A 16,440-nucleotide genomic window follows, 5' to 3' on the forward strand; every position below is an offset into this window, starting at 1 on the left:
ACCATGCAAGTCCATGCCTAAAAGAAATCAGCAATATTCAACTGTTGAACACTTCCACGTGGCGAATTAGGCTTAACCTGCACCTCAGACGCGCCCAAATCCAACTGACCATAAACGCCATCATAACCAGGAATCACCTTAACTTTACCTTCACGCACAGCAACAATCACAGATGCCAACCGCTCATCCACCACGCCAGCCAACGCTTCCTTTTGTGCATCCATAAGCACCGAGTACTCATCGCCGAATCTGCCAACAAGCAAATTGTACTCCTTCCAAACCGCTTGTGTTGAAGGGGAACTAATTCCTAAAACAGCAGCAATTATCTCAGACAGCGACAAAAGACACAGAAAACTCGGCACGCCCTCACGCTTAAAACCCACGGGTCTATCCGCCAGTTCCTCAACGCGTTGCTCAACACCGCGGGTTAGTTTTCGGCGGCAAACAGGGCAAATGTTGTTGTATTTTTGGGCAGCCTGTGGTGAAAGCGAAACTTTGCAGTTGCGATGCCCTGTCCAATGATACTTGCCATAGGCGGGGTCAGTTTCAATAGTCATCTTGAATCGGGAATCATTTTGGATTATGGCATCAATTACTTCTTTGTATGTGACTGATTCCAGCTCAAACACGTTGGCTTCTCTGCCGATGCGCCAAGGCCAAAAACTGTGGCAGTCACTGTTTGAGAGAAGGGTAAAGCGGTCAAGAGCACTTAGGCGATAGTTCATATCTGGGTCTGAAGACAAACCGGTTTCAAGCGCATGAATGTGCCGGGTCATGTCTTGGTAGCAGTCCTCGATGTGGTCAAAGCCGCTGAAGCTTCCAAACAAGCTAAACCATGGTGTCCATGCATGCGCAGGAAAAACCATGTTATCAGGGCTGGTTTCCATTACTTCTTCAACCAGTTGTGGCGCGGCCATATCCAAAATTGGTCTACCATCAGAATCTAAATCACCATGCTTCCTTAAGGCTTCGTTGATTTGTTGGGCTACCTCAAGACTTGGGGTTAGGATAACATGGTGAATCTTTTTTGATTCGCCCTTGTAGTCAAAGATCGTACAGACTTCGGTGGTTAGCATGAACTTGACAGAAGAATCTTTGGCGTCTGCGATTTTGTATAAGCCTTCAGTGTCAGGTGTTAGAATTTCTTTTATTTCTTGGAGCCAGAGGGGATGTGTGAAGTCACCTGTTCCGATAAGGTTTAATCCTTTAATTTTTCCAAAGCGGGCTATTTCTTTAAGGTTCATCTGCTCGCTTGTTGCCCTGCTGTATCTGCCGTGAATGTGAAGATCAGCAATCACTCTCAAGTTTGACGCCATAAAATAGCATGCCGTAAACGGTTTTAAAGTTACTGTAACTACGTCAGAAAAACCTGCGTAACAAAAGCACGAAGGGTATTAAGGTGGATTTTTCAGCTTCACAGTCCATTTTGCCAATTCTTCCAACAGTTGCCTAATTAGCCTTTTTGTGTCCTCATTAGTCAAGTTTCCCTCTAAGTCAACATGGTCTTTAGCGTTAGAAAGCATGACTTCTGGTCGGTTAACTGGGTGCATGTCAAGAAAAACAAAGGTTTGTCGTAGATGATACTGGGATCTGGCACCACCCAAGCGCCCCGTTGATGCGCTCATTATGGCTATGGGTTTGCCATCTAGTGGGTTGCCAGTTTTGGGGCGGGAAGCCCAGTCAAGCGCGTTTTTTAAGACCCCTGGGATGGAATAGTTGTATTCTGGTGTGGCAATTAGTAACGCGTCAGCTTGGCGGATTTTTGTTTTAAACTCGATAACCCTTGAAGGCGGCTGAATTTCCAAGTCTTGATTGTAGAGTGAGATGCCTTCAAGGTCAAAAACTTCAATCTCAACATTTTCAGGTTTAACTTCAAGTGCTGCCCTAACAAGCGCTTTATTAAACGAGCCATGACGCAAGCTTCCCGCAAAAGCAAGAACCCTAAGTGGCTTATCCATAAGAAAACTCCAATTAAACCTAATGAAAATCAAATATAAAAAGAAAAACAGGACAGGGTTTATTCGGGTGAGAGCTGGATTTTGTCACCGGTTTTTACGTGAAGCATTTCTGCGGCGCTGCCTTGGTTTAAGGCTATTTCCAAAAAGCCGTGGCTTCCGATAAGTGCCAAAAGTTTCTGAGGTTCTGCTTCCCCGTAGGATGAGCAAAAATCGAGGCGTACTTGATGATGACCTATCTGTACCTTCACCGCGCCTGTGATGCCAATTTGGAGGAGCATTTTTTGGCTGATGTTTGAGATTATGTTACCAAAACTATCCACCTGCAAAACCTCCCCAAACACGCAGTCGCCATCCTGTTTAACGTTGGCAAATTCGGGCAGAACAATATTTTGAACTGCTGGACCAAAAGCAGAGGGCTTTGTACCGCGCTCCAAAAAGGCTGCTGCGGGTGCAAAAATGTCTCTTCCATGGAAAGTTCTGGATATCTGAGGCTGCATATAGCGGGGATTTGATAGTTGGTAAATACGTTGGATTCCCTGATTTTGGGCGGCTAAAATCAAGACCCCATTGTCAGGTCCAATAAGATAACCCTGTTTTGTTTGAATTAGGATGGGTAATCTTTCTGTGCCTACCCCAGGGTCGACAACGGCTACGTGAATGGTGCCTTTGGGAAAGTAGGGTACAACAGAGGCTAAAGCAAATGCACCTTGTTTAATGTTGAATTTTTCTATTTCATGCGTGACATCCACTATGATGGCGTTTTGGATAATGCTCAAGATTACGCCTTTCATTTCAGCAACGTATGGATCTTTGACTCCGAAATCGCTTGTCAGTGTGATTGTTAACTTTTTAGCCTCCGTGTGTTATTGGGATAAAAACTACTTCGTCGCCATCCTGCAAGGTTGTTTCTAAACCGGCAAGAACGCTTATTTCTTTTCCGTTAACTAGGATGAGCGCGTGTGGTTTAGGATTTTCCTGCTGGTCTATTAGATTCTTTTTCATTTGGGGATTATCCTGACTTATCTGAGCAATCAAACTAAGAAGGGACTGCCCCTCAGTAAAGTTTATGGTAAGGGGGGTTTTTCCAAAGATTTGGCGTAGTGCACCGACGAATTTTATGTTAACAGTCATGCTTCACTTGCTCAATATATTGAAGGTAAATTGAAGATTAAAAATTTTGTTTCAGAAAGCTAGTTTTCAAGTTTTTCGTCAGTTAAAGTTTCAACGATGTCTGAGGCAATCTCTACAAGTGAATCCGCCTGCTTAAGGATGGCATCATCATTTACCTCCTCAAGCTGCGAGAGCTGCTGAACCACGCCTTCAATACCCATCAAAAAACGCAGAACAGAATCGTTTGTTGCAGGGTTTTTCATGACTTCTTCACGGATAAGAATCTCGATAAAAGCAGGTTCGCCAAGACTGTAATAGATAGCGTTTCTAGCTTTACGGATTGCCTCCAGCAGAAGCGTAGATGCCATGTACGGCATTTTCTGCGCTGCTTCTAACTCAGCCTTTGCTTCGCGCAGGTATCTAAGGGCCCACCCTTTTCGGTATTCATCCATCATGAAGGGTCATCCAGAATTATTCGGATGTGTCTATTTCTTCTTCTTCGATTTCTTGTCCAGCTTGAGCTAGGGTGACTGTTCTTGTGATGTATCCAGCGACCTTGTTTCGTATTCTTGTAGTTGAACCCCGAGTGAGAGTGTTAACTGCAAGCTTGTTCTCGTCAAAGTTCGTGGAGAACTTGTCTGGAAACTTTGTCATCAGTTCTTTGCCAAGCCGTTTTACTTGTTCAGTTTTTACTTTTCCCAGTGTTATTCCTCCGTAGTTAATCTCAGTTTACCTACGCTAAAAGCGCAGAATGCAACTCTCAATAGACAGGGGGTTTAATTTAAGGTTACGCCTTATAATCCAAATTCTACCTACAAAACCCTAACAGGCTACCCGGCTCAAGAAAGTTTTATCCCAAAAAACGCCTCAAAATTGGCGATGATTTGTTCAGAAACCGTTTCCAGAGGCAGTTTCTTGATTTCAGCCACTGATTCAACTACTGTTTTGATAAATGACGGCTTAGTCAATTGCCCACTGTAGGGACGCTTCCAATACGTTACTGGTCCATCAGTTTCAGTCATCAAATTCGTTAAAGGCACACGCTCTACAACTTCACGCAACCCATTAGAGTAAACAATTGGCGGCCCCTCAGTTATGAAGTAACCGTGCTCAACTGCCTTGTCAAGTGCACTTAGCGGGTGACTAAACCAGTGTAGCAAAACTTTTTTCAGGTTATAGGATGGAAGCATATTTACAATTACGTCGGTTGTACCGCGTGAGTGAATGATTACGGGCAGGTTAAGTGTTTCAGCTAAATGGAGCATGCGGTCAAAAACTGCCGTCTGCTTTTCCCATAGGGTTTCATATTTGTAGTCTAATCCGATTTCGTCAATAGCCACAACACGCTCTTTTTGGGAGGTTATGAATTTTATTATCTCATCTAACTCGCCGTCTTTGAGCACATTAACATTCCACGGGTGAACTCCTAGAGCGGGATATACAAGGTCAGGGTATTTTTGAGAAAGGACGATATCGTTTTGGCAGGTGGCTAAGTCCATACTGTTGGTGACTAATGCTTTTACATCCGCGTCTTTGGCATCCGCGATTATTTCCTCTATGTGACCTTTATATTCGGGATCTGAGAGGTGGACGTGGGCATCAATCAGTTTCAAGATGATTCGCTTCTCTGGGCGTTTATTTGATTTCTTGTTTAATAAATTGTTCGCTTACTGCTGAAAGCTTAAATAAGGCACTGTGCGAACAAAAAAGGTTAAATATAGCTTTAAAATGAAAAAGAAGCTGAAGAGATGTCGATATGACTGAATTAGAAATAGCTGTAGCTCCCATGCACCGTTTATGCAAGAAAGCTGGAGCAGATAGAGTAAGCGAAGCAGCAGCAAAAGAACTGGCTAAAGCATTAGAGGACATCGGTGTTAAAGTTGCCAAGGAAGCCTTAGACTACGCAATGCACGCTGGACGAAAAACCATCAAAGCGGAAGATATCGAAATAGCCGCAAGAAAAGTCATGGGAAAATAAACTCACATTTCTCTCTTTCTTTTTTTGTTAACACAAAAGAGTTTCTTAGCGTTAACTACGAATGCCTTATTATCCCGATTTAAGTTAGTATTTTTTGGTGATTTTAATTGACTAAAACTGAGGAAAACCTAAAAGCCGCCTTCGCAGGCGAATCCCAAGCAAACAGGCTTTACCTATCTTTTGCAAAAAAAGCTGAACAAGAAGGATTAACACAAATCGCAATGCTGTTTAAAGCAGCAGCAGAAGCAGAAACCGTGCACGCACACAACCACCTACGCGTGTTAGGTCAAGTAAAAGAAACACAAGACAACCTTGGCACCGCAATCGCAGGGGAAACTCACGAGTTCAAATCAATGTACCCCCAATTCATTGAAGAAGCAAAAACCGAAGGCAACAAGCAAGCCTTAGTAAGCTTTGATTGGGCAAACAAAGTAGAACAGATGCATGCAGAACTTTACCAGAAAGCCTTAGATGCACTGAAAAACAAGACGCCTATTGCAAAAGCCGATTATTATGTTTGCCCAGTGTGCGGCGCCACCTTTGAAGGCACAGCACCTGACAGATGCCCAATTTGCGGAGCACCGCAAAAAAGTTTTAAGAAAATAGAATAAGAGGTTAAGCTTTGATTTTCTGGGCTATTTTTTGCCCAAATTCAAAGCATTTTTGCATTTCTTCTTTGTTTGGCACGAACTTGACTTCTAAGCCGGACTCAAACACGTCAAAGCCAGCTGTTTTAGCCATCTCCGTCATCGTACGCACTGCACCACCGCCCCATCCATAGGAGCCAAAGAATGCCCACAGTTTACCCTTCGGCTTAAGCCCAGCAGCATAAGTCAAAAACGAACCCAACGTTGGGAACATACCGTTGTTAATGGTTGGAGAACCCACAAGAACTGCTTTTGCATCCAAAATCTCTGCCATTGCTTCCGAGTTGGGGTAATTGCGAAGTTTCAGGACTCTAACTTCCATGCCTTGACTGATTAAGCCGTCAGCGATGGGTTTAGTCATAATGTCTGTGCTGTGCCACATGGTATCAAAAACGATAACTGCCTTATTCTTGACTTTAGCGCCGGAGCTCCAATCCATGTACGCGTTAACTATTTTCATGGGGTCTTTGCGCCAGATGATACCGTGGCTTGGGGCAATCATGTCAATTGGGATTTTCATGGCGACAACCTCTTGAATCTTGCGGGTTATGAGGCTGCCCAGTGGCATCAAAATGTTAGCGTAATAGGTTTCAGCTTCCTCCATGATTACGTGCTCGTCAACTTCATCATCAAAATGCGCAGAACTTGCAAGATGCTGCCCAAAAGCGTCGTTTGGCATCAAAACCTTGTCCTCCACAAAATAGCTAAACATGCTATCAGGCCAGTGAAGCATAGGTGCTTCTACAAAGGTAACGGTTTTTTTGCCCAGTGAGATTTTGTCACCTGTTTTTACGGTTTCGATGTTTTCAAATTCTTTGCCATAATATTTGATTAGTTCATCTTTGGCGCGTACTGAAGAGATGATTTTAGCATTTTTGGCTAGTTTAGCAATCATTGGCAAACTGCTGGAGTGGTCCATTTCCACATGGTTAACGATGATGTAGTCAATTTTGTCAAAACTGGTCAATTCTTCAACGTTGCTGACAAGTTCATGTACAAAGTCGCTTTTCACAGTGTCTACTAAGGCGGTTTTTTCGTCTTGGATTAGATAGGCGTTGTAGCTGGTTCCCCTGTTAGTGGTGTATCCATGAAAATCACGCAGGTTCCAATCAATAGCGCCAACCCAATATATGCCATCTTTTAAAGTAACTTTAACCATATTTTAGGTCTCCAAAAATTAATTATTACTTAAAAATCATACCTACAACACCTTATATGATTTTCGTTGATGCCAACTAAAGTTATATGTGTGAAACACCAACAATTTAAGTAAGAACGTTAAATGTTCGACGAGTTTTTGGAGGCAAAAAAGTGAGTTTAATCCCTGACGACAAAAAAGAACTTCTCAAAAACGATTTTAAAGCTAAACTTGTTGACCCCATAAAAATTTTAATGTTCACACAAGAAATCGAATGCCGCTTTTGCGCTGAAACAAAAAAAAATAGCCCAAGAAATGCCCAGCCTCAGCGACAAAATCACTACTGAAGTTTACGATTTCATGGCTGACGGCGAAAAAGTCAAACAATACAACATAAAACGAATTCCCGCTTTAGCAATTTTAGGCAAAAAAGATTACGGCGTAAGAATCTACGGAGTGCCCTATGGCTACGAACTACAAACGCTCATTGAAGCCATCGTTAACGTTTCGAAGGGAACCACAGACTTAACCGAAAAAACCCGAACAGTTCTAAAAGACGTTAATGCACCAGTACACATCCAAGTTTTCGTGTCCCTAACTTGCCCACACTGCCCCGGTGCAGCGGCAATAGCACACAAACTCGCCGTTGAATGCGACAACATAATAGCAGACGTGATTGACGGCAACGAATTCCCAGAGCTAACCCAAAAATACGAGGTCATAGGCGTCCCAAAAATTGTAATTAACGAAAAAGTTGAATTTATGGGGGAATTCAACGAGGACCTTTTTGCAGAGCACGTCGTGCTTGGGACACTGCAATAACAAAAAAAGAAAATGCGGTCAGTGCCCGCCGCAACCACAGCCGCCGCAGCAATGATGGTCATCTTCGCCTTCGTGGTGATGATGGTGCATGTGATGCTGGTCTTCTGAGATTTCAGAGTTTATGTACAGTTCAGGTTCTTCATCAAAGGAGTTTTTGCATCCTGGAGCACAGAAATAGTAGGTTCTGCCTTTGTATATTGACTTCCATTTTGCCGTTTTCTCATCTACATCCATTCCACAGACTAAATCTTTTGCCATAAATTATCACCTCTTTACCATTTCTTTTCTGGTGACTTTAAAGTTTCGGCTTAAATCGACGCAACAATGACGCATTAGTAACTACAGTTACCGAACTGCTCGCCATCGCCGCAGCCGCATACACGGGGTCAAAGAGCACACCAAGCAACGGATAAAACACGCCCGCCGCCAAGGGTATTAGGATTATGTTGTAGAAGAACGCCCAAAACAGGTTCTGCCGTATCTTACGCATAGTAGCGCGACTGAGTTGAATAGCAACGACTACGTCTCGAAGGTCGTTCTTGACGAGTACGATGTCACCTGTTTCAACAGCCACATCCGTTCCGCCGCCCACTGCAATGCCGATGTTTGCCTGCGCCAACGCAGGTGCATCGTTGATGCCATCACCCACCATTGCCACAACCTTGCCCTCTGACTGCAACCGCTTAATTTCGGAAGCTTTCTCACTGGGCAACACCTCAGACAGCACGCGGTTAACGCCAACTTGCCCCGCGATGGCTTGCGCTGTGCGTTTGTTATCGCCGGTTATCATTATGACTTCAAGCCCCATCTGCTGAAGAGTTTTTACCGCGTCGGCAGAGTGCTCCTTTAGGGTGTCGGCTACTGCAATTAGCCCAGCAAGTTGCCCGTCAATAGAGAGAAGCATGGCGGTTTTTCCGGCTTCTTCCAACGCAGCCATTTTGGGCTCAACAGTGGTGATGGGGACGTCGTTTGTTTCCATGAGTTTTCGGTTTCCCAGCAGAACCCGTGAGCCTTTGGTTTGAATTTCAACACCATACCCCGGAAGGGCATTGAAGTCATCGGGCCACTCAACAGCTATGTCACGGCTTTCGGCAGCTTTTACTATAGCTTCACCTAAGGGGTGCTCAGAGTTTTTCTCTGCCATTGCTGCAAGCTCCAAAAGTTGCGCCTCGCTCAAGGTTGTGTTTGTTTGGATTATATCGGTAACTTCAGGTTCACCCTTTGTCAGGGTACCTGTTTTGTCAAAAACGACAGCTTTTAGTTTGTGGGCGGTTTCAAGGGCTTCGCCGCTTTTGATTAAGATGCCATTTTCTGCTCCTTTTCCGACCCCAACCATAATGGCTGTCGGAGTCGCCAAGCCCAAAGCACATGGACAAGCAACGATAACCACGGCTATGAAGACGGTTAAGGAGAACACAAACGTTTCTCCAATCAAGAAGTACCACACAAACGCGGAGATTGTGGCAGTTAATATGATGGCGGGTACAAAGTATCCTGAGGCTACGTCGGCTATGCGTTGTACTGGGGCTTTGCTGGTTAAGGCATCTTCTACCAAATCTATGATTTGCGCCAAAACAGTGTCTTTGCCAACTTTAGTAGCTTGGAACCGCAAAACTCCTGTTTTGTTTATGGTTGCTCCGACAACGCTGTCGCCAACCCGCTTCTCCACTGGGATGCTCTCGCCAGTTATGACTTTCTCATCAACCGCTGAGTAACCTTCAACTACTTTGCCGTCGACAGGGATTTTTTCACCTGGACGCACAATCACGACATCACCAACACGCACTTCTTCGACTGGGACAATTTGCTCTATGCCGTCGCGGATAATGCGGGCACTTTTGGCTTGAAGCCCCATGATTTTGCGTATGGCTTCTGAAGTTCTGCCTTTAGCGATAGCATCCAACAGTTTGCCTATCAATATGAAGGTCATTATCATGGTTGCTGTGTCGAAGAATACGCCTGCTCCAGGGAAAGCGTTTGGCATGAAGGTGACGGCGGTGCTGTAGATGTATGCGGTGGAGGTGCCCATAGCGATTAGGGTGTCCATGTTAGCAGTTTTGTTTTTTAGCCCCTTGTATGCTCCTACGTAAAAGGTCCAGCCGACCACAAACTGTACAGGCGTAGCAAGCAGAAACATCAAAATGTTATTTTGCGCCATTGGCAAAACGGGGAACCACATCAAAACCATAATGGGAACCGTGAGCAGAATGCTGACGGCTAGGAGGGTTTTGAGGCGCTGGATGTGGCGTTTACGTGCTTTACCTTCAGCGTCTTCCACGGGTGTTTGCTGCTCTATGGTACCGTAACCTGTGTCTTGGATGATCTTTTTAATTGTTACAAGGCTAATCTGCTCGGGGTTGTATTCGATGTTGATGCGTTCGGTAGCGAAGTTGACTGCGGCGTTGTATATGCCTTCGCGGTTGCCGAGGGCTTTTTCGATGGTTTTGGCGCAGTTTATGCAGGTCATTCCACTGACTTGGAGGCTGATTTTCTCGTGGATTACTTGGTAACCTGCGGCAGTCACAGCATCTTCGATGGCTTTCTGACCTACAACGGCGGGGTCATACTCTACGATGGCTTTTTCTGCGGCAAGGTTAACGGTGGCGTGGATTACGCCGTCTAGTTTGTTGAATTGTTTTTCGATTGTGCGGGCGCAATTGATGCAACTCATGCCGCCTATGTTGAGAATGATTTTTTTTGTTTGGGGGTGAGTCATAAACACGCCGTTGTTGTTTAGTATATTTTGGGGTTTGTAACGATATAAGTATTTCTTTTAAAGATATATCTTTAATCAACAAAAACAAGTGTCATTAACACATCTTCAACCAAACCACCAACAGCCAGAGTGTCGGATTTTATGCAAAAATGTCGGAAAGTCAAACAAAAAAGCAGATTTATTCGACACGCTTAATGATGTGATACCCAAACTGGGTTTTTACTGGTCCAGAAATTTGCCCTTTCTCCAAACTGAAAGCAGCTTTTTCGAATTCCTTAACCATTTTGCCACGGGTAAACGTGCCTAAATCCCCGCCCTTTTTACCCGAGGGGCAAAGAGAAACCTGTTTGGCAATGGTTGCGAATTTTTCGCCTTTGTCAAGCCGTGCTTTTACTGCTTTAGCTTCTGTTTCTGTTTTTACTAGGATATGGGCACAGTGAACTTTGTCTGACATAAGGAAGAATTCTCATTTTGGCATATATGTTTTACTTGGAATTAAGCAAATTTAGCCTGTTGCTTTTTGGGTGAAGAAGGATTTTGATGTTGATTTTTTACAGAAACAAGTTTTGAACCGCAACTTTCCCCATGGAATATACATTAAAATGTTAAAATGCTTAAACCCAAAGCACACACTACTTCGAACTTCGAAGCAATCGACATGGATATTGTTAAATCAAAAGTTGCCACAATTCATTACCATGCAGAAAGCTAAGCCAATCAGCAACATAGAAGAAACCCAGAAAATCGACAAAGCACTACTTATCCAACTGGCAAAACTACTGGAAAGGCTCCCAAACATAGAAGACTAAAACCGCAGTCGCCCTTTGAATGCTGTTTCTCTTCAGAATAAACCCTAAATAAAAAAAGACAGTACTAACTAGAGAAGGTTTTGGCAGTTACCTTTTTGAAAGCTTCAGTTAGTTTTTGGTTGTCTTCTGCTGAGCGCACAGTGACCCTAACGTAACTATCATCCAACCCGACAAAGGTGCAGCAGTCACGAATAAGCATGCCCTGCTTAGCCATTTGCTCCTTAAGCATTGTTGAGGTGAGTTTTCGGTTCAAAATTTTAACCAGTAAGAAATCAGTTACTGACGGAAAAACTTGTAAGCCCTCAATTTGGCTGAGGTTTTTGGCGAAGTCTTCACGTTCTTTTTCGATTGTTTCCTTGGTGTTTTGGATGAACTCTTTGTCGCTAAAAGCAGCCAGCGATGCGTAACCTGCCAAGCTGTTGATGCTCCACGGTTGCCGCACGACCTCCAGCTTTTCGATGAGGTTTTCGGATGCAATCCCATACCCTAGACGGATTCCGGGCATGCCGTAGAATTTTGTGACGGAACGGATGACAAAAAGGTTCTCGTACTCTTTGACCATGCCAGCCAAAGTTTCATATTCACCCTTCTTGGCAAACTCAATGTAGTTCTCGTCAACACTAAAGATAACATCTTTTTTCTGACAATAATCCACCAAGTCCAAAAGGTCCTCTCTACTGTAGAGTGCTCCTGAGGGGCTGTGGGGGTTGCAGATGCACAAGATTTTTGTGTCATCCGTGATAGCGGCTTTGATTTTGTCGTTTTCCAGCACGAAATTCTCGGGTAACTGCAAAAAGGTTGTTTCCCCATTCACGCGCAAAGCAGCTTTCTCATATTCGGTGAAGGATGGCACGGGTATGAGGGCTTTGAAGGGGGCAGATAAAATCTCAGTTATCATGTAGATGAGTTCGATTGAGCCATTGCCCAATATCACGTTTTCGGGTTCCACGCCATGTCCAACATACTTGGCGATTTCAGTTTTTAGCTCGACAGGATTGGGGTCGGGATAGAAACGGATTAGTTTAGCGTACTCTTTTACGGCTTCGACGGCTTTGGGTGCTGGACCTAAATAGTTGATTGGTCCGCTGAAGTCAAGCACGTTCTCTATTGGGAGGTTGTATTTTCTGCTAAATCCCCAAACGTCTCCGCCGTGGCTTACGAATCTGCGTTTTTTACAGGTGCTTGACATTTTTCTTGCTCCATGATTTTTTCGATTTCTTTTTCTACATACCACTGTGCCTTGTAGTGGGCGTTGTAGAGGTTAACGAGTTTGTACAGCCAGTATATTCCACCAACGCCTAAAGTAATTATCGTAAGAACCGCATATTTTTTTATTGGTATCGTCTGGGTCATGAACATACGGTTAGGAAAAGCTTCTGCTAAAAAGGTGTCCATCTGATGTTCATGCATAACAAGATCTCTTGAAAGCAAATACATAATGATAAAGGCGGGAACAATCAAAATTATGCTTGCAGCCCAAGCCAAAGCGTTCATATCGCGATAGCTTTTTGTTGCTTGCGGCGGCTGTTTGCTCTGACTTTTCAGATAACTTGCGATTTGCTGTTCAAGGGCTATTTCGCGGCGGAAATGCTTGTTTCTACTCTCAACTAGACGATAAAACAAGGGGAAAAATGCTAAGCCAAAGGTTACTATGGCACCTAAAAACCACATGGAAAACCATGTTTTTCGGTCGGCTTGCTGGTTTTTGGCGTATGCGGTTTCCATAGGGTTCAGTTGCTCGGTTCGTGGTTGCTTGACAGAGTGGGGTAGCCAAACTTTATAAGTTCTTCCATAAAGCATGATAATAAAATGAGCCATTCGCAATTGCTCTCGCTGATTGTTCCAGTTCGGAACGAAGAACTAACCGTAGGAGACATTATTGAACGCATCCAAAACGTCATGGCTCAGGTTGGCTTAGAATACGAAGTTATAGTTATTGACGACTGCTCCACCGATAAATCACGGCAAAACGCACTCAAACACGAAGTTGCCGTCTGCACCCTTAAAGAACACTGTGGGAAAGGGTATGCGTTGCGAGTTGGGTTTAAGCGGGCAAAGGGCAGCATAATCATCACGATTGACTCGGATGGGTCTCATCGTCCTGAGGAGATTCCGCAATTGCTTGCGCCTGTTCTGCAGGGCAAAGCGGATTTGGTGATTGGTTCACGCTACCTTAATCAGAAAAACGTCAAGGCAAGATGCCTCAACGCATTTGGCGTGAGAATCTTTAACATGCTAATTAAACTGTTAACGGGAACCGCCATAACCGATTCCCAGTCAGGCTACCGCGTCATGAAACGCGAGGTGCTAAAGCGGCAAAACCTCAAAGCTCAAGAGTACGAAATAGAATCTGAAATGCTTGTCCAAACCGCCAAACAAGGATTCCGAATCTACGAAGTGCCCATCAGTTTTGAGCAACGCACTTATGGCAGGTCAGGCGTGGACCCCATGGTAGATGGTTTTAAAATTTTGCTTTCGATAATAATTGCGTATTGGAGGGCTTAACAAGATGGCTAAAAACTCTAACCTCAAGGTTTCGGTGATTGTTGCAGCCTACAACAGCCAAGACACAATCGAAGAATGTTTACAGTCCATCCTCAACCTCAACTACCCAAAGGGCAACGTTGAAGTTATCGTTATGGACGGACAATCAAAAGACCAAACGGTACAGAAAGCCCAGCAGTTCCCAGTCAAAGTCATCTCAATCTGCCTAAATGCGCCCGCAGCCTACAACTACGCCCAAAAAATCGCCCAACACCCAATCCTCGGATTCATAGACGCCGACGCAAAAGTCGAGCCAGAATGGCTAAACAAGCTTGCTCCCCACCTCGCTGAAGAAAAAGTGGCTGGCGTAAGCGGCTCCATTGAAACGTGGAATCAGGAGAATCCATGGGCGCGGAGCATTGGTTACGAAATCAAAAACCGTTACAGTCGCATTGGCAAGTACACGGGACGCATAGCCACCATGAACCTGCTGCTAAAGAAAACCGTCATTGAGGAAGCAGGAGGGTGGGATGAGAACCTGCCAAGCCAGTACGATACGGACTTGGGTTTTCGTGTCAGCGCTAAAGGCTACAAAATCGCTTATGAACCTAGCGCGCTCTGTTACCATTTTAATCGCCCAACCGTGAAAGCGTTCTACCGCCAACAGCAACAGTACGGAAGAAACACGCTAAAACTCTACTTTAAACATGGGCACTTGGCGCGGGGTGACGAAATCACTGATGTGGGCATGAATATTCAGCCTGCACTTTTGTTGGCGGTTTTGGTATTTTTCTTTATGGGGCTTGTTCCCTTTTTGCGTTTGTTGTGGATTGTTTCAGGTGCAATCTTGCTGGCGATGCTGCTCTACTTTGTTATTTCCGCGGCTAAACTTTCCGCCAAGTTTAAAGACAAAACCGCCATGCGCCTTGTCGTGCTCTACTTTGTCCGCGCCGTCGCTTGGTCAGTGGGAGCAACAAAAACCACTGTAAACACCGCATTTGGGAGGGGCAAATGATGCGGCAAGTCTGCTTTATCTCGCCCGAGTTTTGGCCTCTGGCAGGAGGAACAGGCGCATACGTGTATTACTTAGCCAATTCACTTATGAAAAACGGCTACGGCATCCGCGTGGTCACGGGCTCAAACCAGACAGCGGACGTGCAGGTTAACCCACAGTTACAAGTTAATTTCCTGAAAATCCCCCGAATGCCCATCGTCAAATCCTTCATGCTCGCAGAGGCCAGCAACCGCAAACTGACAAAAACCAAAAAATCCGAAGAACCCGACATCACCCACGCGCAGTTGCCCCTGACGCCCAGTTTTGCCGTGCCCCCTAACTATGGAAAAAGCCTTGTTTGCACAGTACACTCTACATGGAAAGGAGAAGCAGAAGCCATCCGCGGCGAACCCTACAGCCGATTGAATGCCAATGAGAAGTTTCTGGTGAGTTTTAACTGGTTTTTGCGGTTCTTTGAGGTGGGCATGATTAAACGCGCTGCTCGCGTCATTGCAGTTAGCGATTTCACACGGCGGGAACTGCGCAATTACTACAACATCCCCGAGAACAGAATCCGCGTAATCCACAACGGCGTCAACACCCAAAAATTCAAACCTGCAACAAATAAACGTAAAATTAAAACCCAACTCGGCTTAAACCCTGATGACCTTGCCATCCTCTCCGTGGGCAGACTCTACGCCCGAAAAGGATTATTTACATTAATTGAGAGCATGCCCGCCGTCATCAAACGCCACCCAAACGCCAAATTCGTCATCTCCGGCAAAGGACAAAGCACAGAAATGGCAAAATTAAACGCGCATGCAGAGCACCTAGGCGTAAAAGACAACATCATCTTTACAGGCTACTATCCCGACAACAAGTTGCCCCTACTCTATCAAGCAGCAGACGTGTTTGCGTTCTCAACGTTTTATGAGCACCACCCCTTCGCAGTGCTGGAGGCACTCTCGTCTGGGTTACCCGTGGTCACTACCAACGTGGGCGGCATTCCCGAAACAATAGTTAACGGCAAAAACGGCTATATGGTGCAACCCTTCAACCAGCACGCTTTCTCCGAGAAAATCCTGTATCTTCTTGACCATCCAGCGTTTGCGGCGGAAATGGGCGCATCGGCAAGAGAAACCATCGTGAAAGGTTATGATTGGGGGATTCTGGTTAAGGACGCCATAAAAGTCTACAATGAAGCCCTAAACTAAACAGTTAACTTATGTTTGCCTCTCCAAACCAGCAGGGTAATTACCGCAATTATGATGGCGGCGATTAGTGCACCTACCCAAACTGCAAAGGAACCCAACTGCTCAGTTCCTGATAGCGTGTTTAAGCTGATTACTATAGTGTGTGAACTGTGATGATAGGTAAAATAGAGTAACCACTCGTCTTGGTTTGAGGTTATGTTTACACTTAATTGGTTTCCATCTAAGTACACTTTGACGTTCTGGACGCTTGAAAGCAAGCTTTTAGCAATTCTGTACTGCACGTACCCTGTTGTGCCTTCTGGACCCGTTACGGTGAAGCTTAATTCAGAATTCGTGCTGTTAAAGTAAAGCTGTGTAATTGTACTGTTTGACTGTATATCCAAGTAACTGTTGTTTTGACTATTGCTTGGCGTCGTGGTGTCCTGTTGGTCGGGAAGCGTGCTTATGGTCCATGTAGGTGTTGGTAAATCTGGGACAGTCGTGGGGGGCTGACTTGGGGCTTGAGAGTTTGAAGTATTCAATATTGGGTCAAAATCAACAGCGCCTAAAACAGAATTGTCTGCTTGGTCA

At 44.9% G+C, this 16,440-nt stretch carries 22 protein-coding genes; 8 read left to right on the forward strand and 14 right to left on the reverse strand.

Going from position 1 to position 16,440, the window contains the following annotated elements:
- Positions 1-17: 17 nt before the first annotated feature.
- The 7 genes from NWF01_04705 to NWF01_04735 form a co-directional block, all read right to left on the reverse strand.
- The gene (locus NWF01_04705) at positions 18-1,316 is read right to left on the reverse strand and encodes an endonuclease Q family protein (GenBank protein ID MCW4024320.1); all 1,299 of its coding nucleotides are present in this window, start codon (positions 1,314-1,316) and stop codon (positions 18-20) included.
- A 78-nt stretch (positions 1,317-1,394) separates the two neighbouring features.
- Positions 1,395-1,958, reverse strand: a complete 564-nt coding sequence (locus NWF01_04710; protein MCW4024321.1) for an NAD(P)H-dependent oxidoreductase — start codon at positions 1,956-1,958, stop codon at positions 1,395-1,397.
- A 59-nt stretch (positions 1,959-2,017) separates the two neighbouring features.
- Positions 2,018-2,791: an S-adenosyl-l-methionine hydroxide adenosyltransferase family protein gene (locus tag NWF01_04715; protein MCW4024322.1), complete on the reverse strand. Its 774-nt coding sequence runs from the start codon at positions 2,789-2,791 to the stop codon at positions 2,018-2,020.
- A 16-nt stretch (positions 2,792-2,807) separates the two neighbouring features.
- A complete protein-coding gene (locus NWF01_04720) occupies positions 2,808-3,089 on the reverse strand; it encodes a MoaD/ThiS family protein (GenBank protein ID MCW4024323.1) in 282 nt (93 codons plus the stop codon).
- Positions 3,090-3,148: 59 nt separating this feature from the next.
- Positions 3,149-3,523 (reverse strand): hypothetical protein, encoded by a 375-nt coding sequence (locus NWF01_04725; protein MCW4024324.1) that lies wholly within the window; start codon positions 3,521-3,523, stop codon positions 3,149-3,151.
- Positions 3,524-3,539: 16 nt separating this feature from the next.
- Entirely contained in the window at positions 3,540-3,770 is a 231-nt protein-coding gene (locus tag NWF01_04730; protein MCW4024325.1) for a 30S ribosomal protein S17e, read from the reverse strand.
- A 137-nt stretch (positions 3,771-3,907) separates the two neighbouring features.
- Complete coding sequence (locus tag NWF01_04735; protein MCW4024326.1) at positions 3,908-4,681, reverse strand: TatD family hydrolase; 774 nt, start codon at positions 4,679-4,681, stop codon at positions 3,908-3,910.
- 143 nt (positions 4,682-4,824) lie between these two features.
- Between NWF01_04735 and NWF01_04740 the strand changes: the two genes are divergently transcribed.
- Both NWF01_04740 and NWF01_04745 read left to right on the forward strand, forming a co-directional pair.
- Positions 4,825-5,046, forward strand: a complete 222-nt coding sequence (locus tag NWF01_04740) for an NFYB/HAP3 family transcription factor subunit (GenBank protein MCW4024327.1) — start codon at positions 4,825-4,827, stop codon at positions 5,044-5,046.
- A 107-nt stretch (positions 5,047-5,153) separates the two neighbouring features.
- Positions 5,154-5,657 (forward strand): rubrerythrin family protein, encoded by a 504-nt coding sequence (locus NWF01_04745; GenBank protein ID MCW4024328.1) that lies wholly within the window; start codon positions 5,154-5,156, stop codon positions 5,655-5,657.
- A 4-nt stretch (positions 5,658-5,661) separates the two neighbouring features.
- Here NWF01_04745 and NWF01_04750 read toward each other — a convergent pair whose 3' ends face one another.
- Positions 5,662-6,852: an FprA family A-type flavoprotein gene (locus tag NWF01_04750; protein ID MCW4024329.1), complete on the reverse strand. Its 1,191-nt coding sequence runs from the start codon at positions 6,850-6,852 to the stop codon at positions 5,662-5,664.
- Positions 6,853-7,004: 152 nt separating this feature from the next.
- Between NWF01_04750 and NWF01_04755 the strand changes: the two genes are divergently transcribed.
- Positions 7,005-7,178: a hypothetical protein gene (locus NWF01_04755; GenBank protein MCW4024330.1), complete on the forward strand. Its 174-nt coding sequence runs from the start codon at positions 7,005-7,007 to the stop codon at positions 7,176-7,178.
- Positions 7,147-7,653, forward strand: a complete 507-nt coding sequence (locus NWF01_04760; GenBank protein ID MCW4024331.1) for a thioredoxin family protein — start codon at positions 7,147-7,149, stop codon at positions 7,651-7,653. Before NWF01_04755 ends, NWF01_04760 begins: the two co-directional genes overlap by 32 nt.
- Before the next feature lie 18 nt (positions 7,654-7,671).
- Here the strand turns inward: NWF01_04760 and NWF01_04765 are convergent, their stop codons facing one another.
- The 3 genes from NWF01_04765 to NWF01_04775 all read right to left on the reverse strand — a co-directional run bounded on the left by NWF01_04765 (position 7,672) and on the right by NWF01_04775 (position 10,823).
- Complete coding sequence (locus NWF01_04765; protein ID MCW4024332.1) at positions 7,672-7,911, reverse strand: YHS domain-containing protein; 240 nt, start codon at positions 7,909-7,911, stop codon at positions 7,672-7,674.
- 37 nt (positions 7,912-7,948) lie between these two features.
- Complete coding sequence (locus tag NWF01_04770) at positions 7,949-10,369, reverse strand: heavy metal translocating P-type ATPase (protein ID MCW4024333.1); 2,421 nt, start codon at positions 10,367-10,369, stop codon at positions 7,949-7,951.
- 178 nt (positions 10,370-10,547) lie between these two features.
- Positions 10,548-10,823 carry a peptidylprolyl isomerase gene (locus tag NWF01_04775; GenBank protein MCW4024334.1) on the reverse strand — a complete coding sequence of 92 codons (276 nt, stop codon included), beginning with the start codon at positions 10,821-10,823 and terminating at the stop codon, positions 10,548-10,550.
- Positions 10,824-11,049: 226 nt separating this feature from the next.
- Here NWF01_04775 and NWF01_04780 point away from each other — a divergent pair, with 226 nt between their 5' ends.
- On the forward strand, positions 11,050-11,178 hold the full coding sequence (locus NWF01_04780; GenBank protein ID MCW4024335.1) for a hypothetical protein: 129 nt from the start codon (positions 11,050-11,052) through the stop codon (positions 11,176-11,178).
- Positions 11,179-11,242: 64 nt separating this feature from the next.
- On the opposite strand, the gene NWF01_04785 is transcribed toward NWF01_04780, so the two are convergent.
- Together NWF01_04785 and NWF01_04790 are read right to left on the reverse strand one after the other, a co-directional pair.
- A complete protein-coding gene (locus NWF01_04785) occupies positions 11,243-12,367 on the reverse strand; it encodes an aminotransferase class I/II-fold pyridoxal phosphate-dependent enzyme (protein ID MCW4024336.1) in 1,125 nt (374 codons plus the stop codon).
- Entirely contained in the window at positions 12,334-12,903 is a 570-nt protein-coding gene (locus tag NWF01_04790; GenBank protein MCW4024337.1) for a DUF4234 domain-containing protein, read from the reverse strand. Before NWF01_04790 ends, NWF01_04785 begins: the two co-directional genes overlap by 34 nt.
- Before the next feature lie 84 nt (positions 12,904-12,987).
- Between NWF01_04790 and NWF01_04795 the strand changes: the two genes are divergently transcribed.
- The 3 genes from NWF01_04795 to NWF01_04805 are packed head-to-tail and all read left to right on the forward strand — an operon-like array spanning position 12,988 to position 15,870.
- Positions 12,988-13,683: a glycosyltransferase family 2 protein gene (locus NWF01_04795; protein MCW4024338.1), complete on the forward strand. Its 696-nt coding sequence runs from the start codon at positions 12,988-12,990 to the stop codon at positions 13,681-13,683.
- Positions 13,684-13,687: 4 nt separating this feature from the next.
- Positions 13,688-14,677 carry a glycosyltransferase gene (locus NWF01_04800; protein MCW4024339.1) on the forward strand — a complete coding sequence of 330 codons (990 nt, stop codon included), beginning with the start codon at positions 13,688-13,690 and terminating at the stop codon, positions 14,675-14,677.
- Positions 14,674-15,870: a glycosyltransferase family 4 protein gene (locus NWF01_04805; protein ID MCW4024340.1), complete on the forward strand. Its 1,197-nt coding sequence runs from the start codon at positions 14,674-14,676 to the stop codon at positions 15,868-15,870. Before NWF01_04800 ends, NWF01_04805 begins: the two co-directional genes overlap by 4 nt.
- Here the strand turns inward: NWF01_04805 and NWF01_04810 are convergent.
- Entirely contained in the window at positions 15,867-16,391 is a 525-nt protein-coding gene (locus tag NWF01_04810; protein MCW4024341.1) for a hypothetical protein, read from the reverse strand. The genes NWF01_04805 and NWF01_04810 overlap by 4 nt on opposite strands.
- Positions 16,392-16,440 lie beyond the last annotated feature (49 nt).

The sequence above is a fragment of the Candidatus Bathyarchaeota archaeon genome (genome assembly GCA_026014585.1).
Taxonomy (GTDB): domain Archaea; phylum Thermoproteota; class Bathyarchaeia; order Bathyarchaeales; family Bathycorpusculaceae; genus Bathycorpusculum.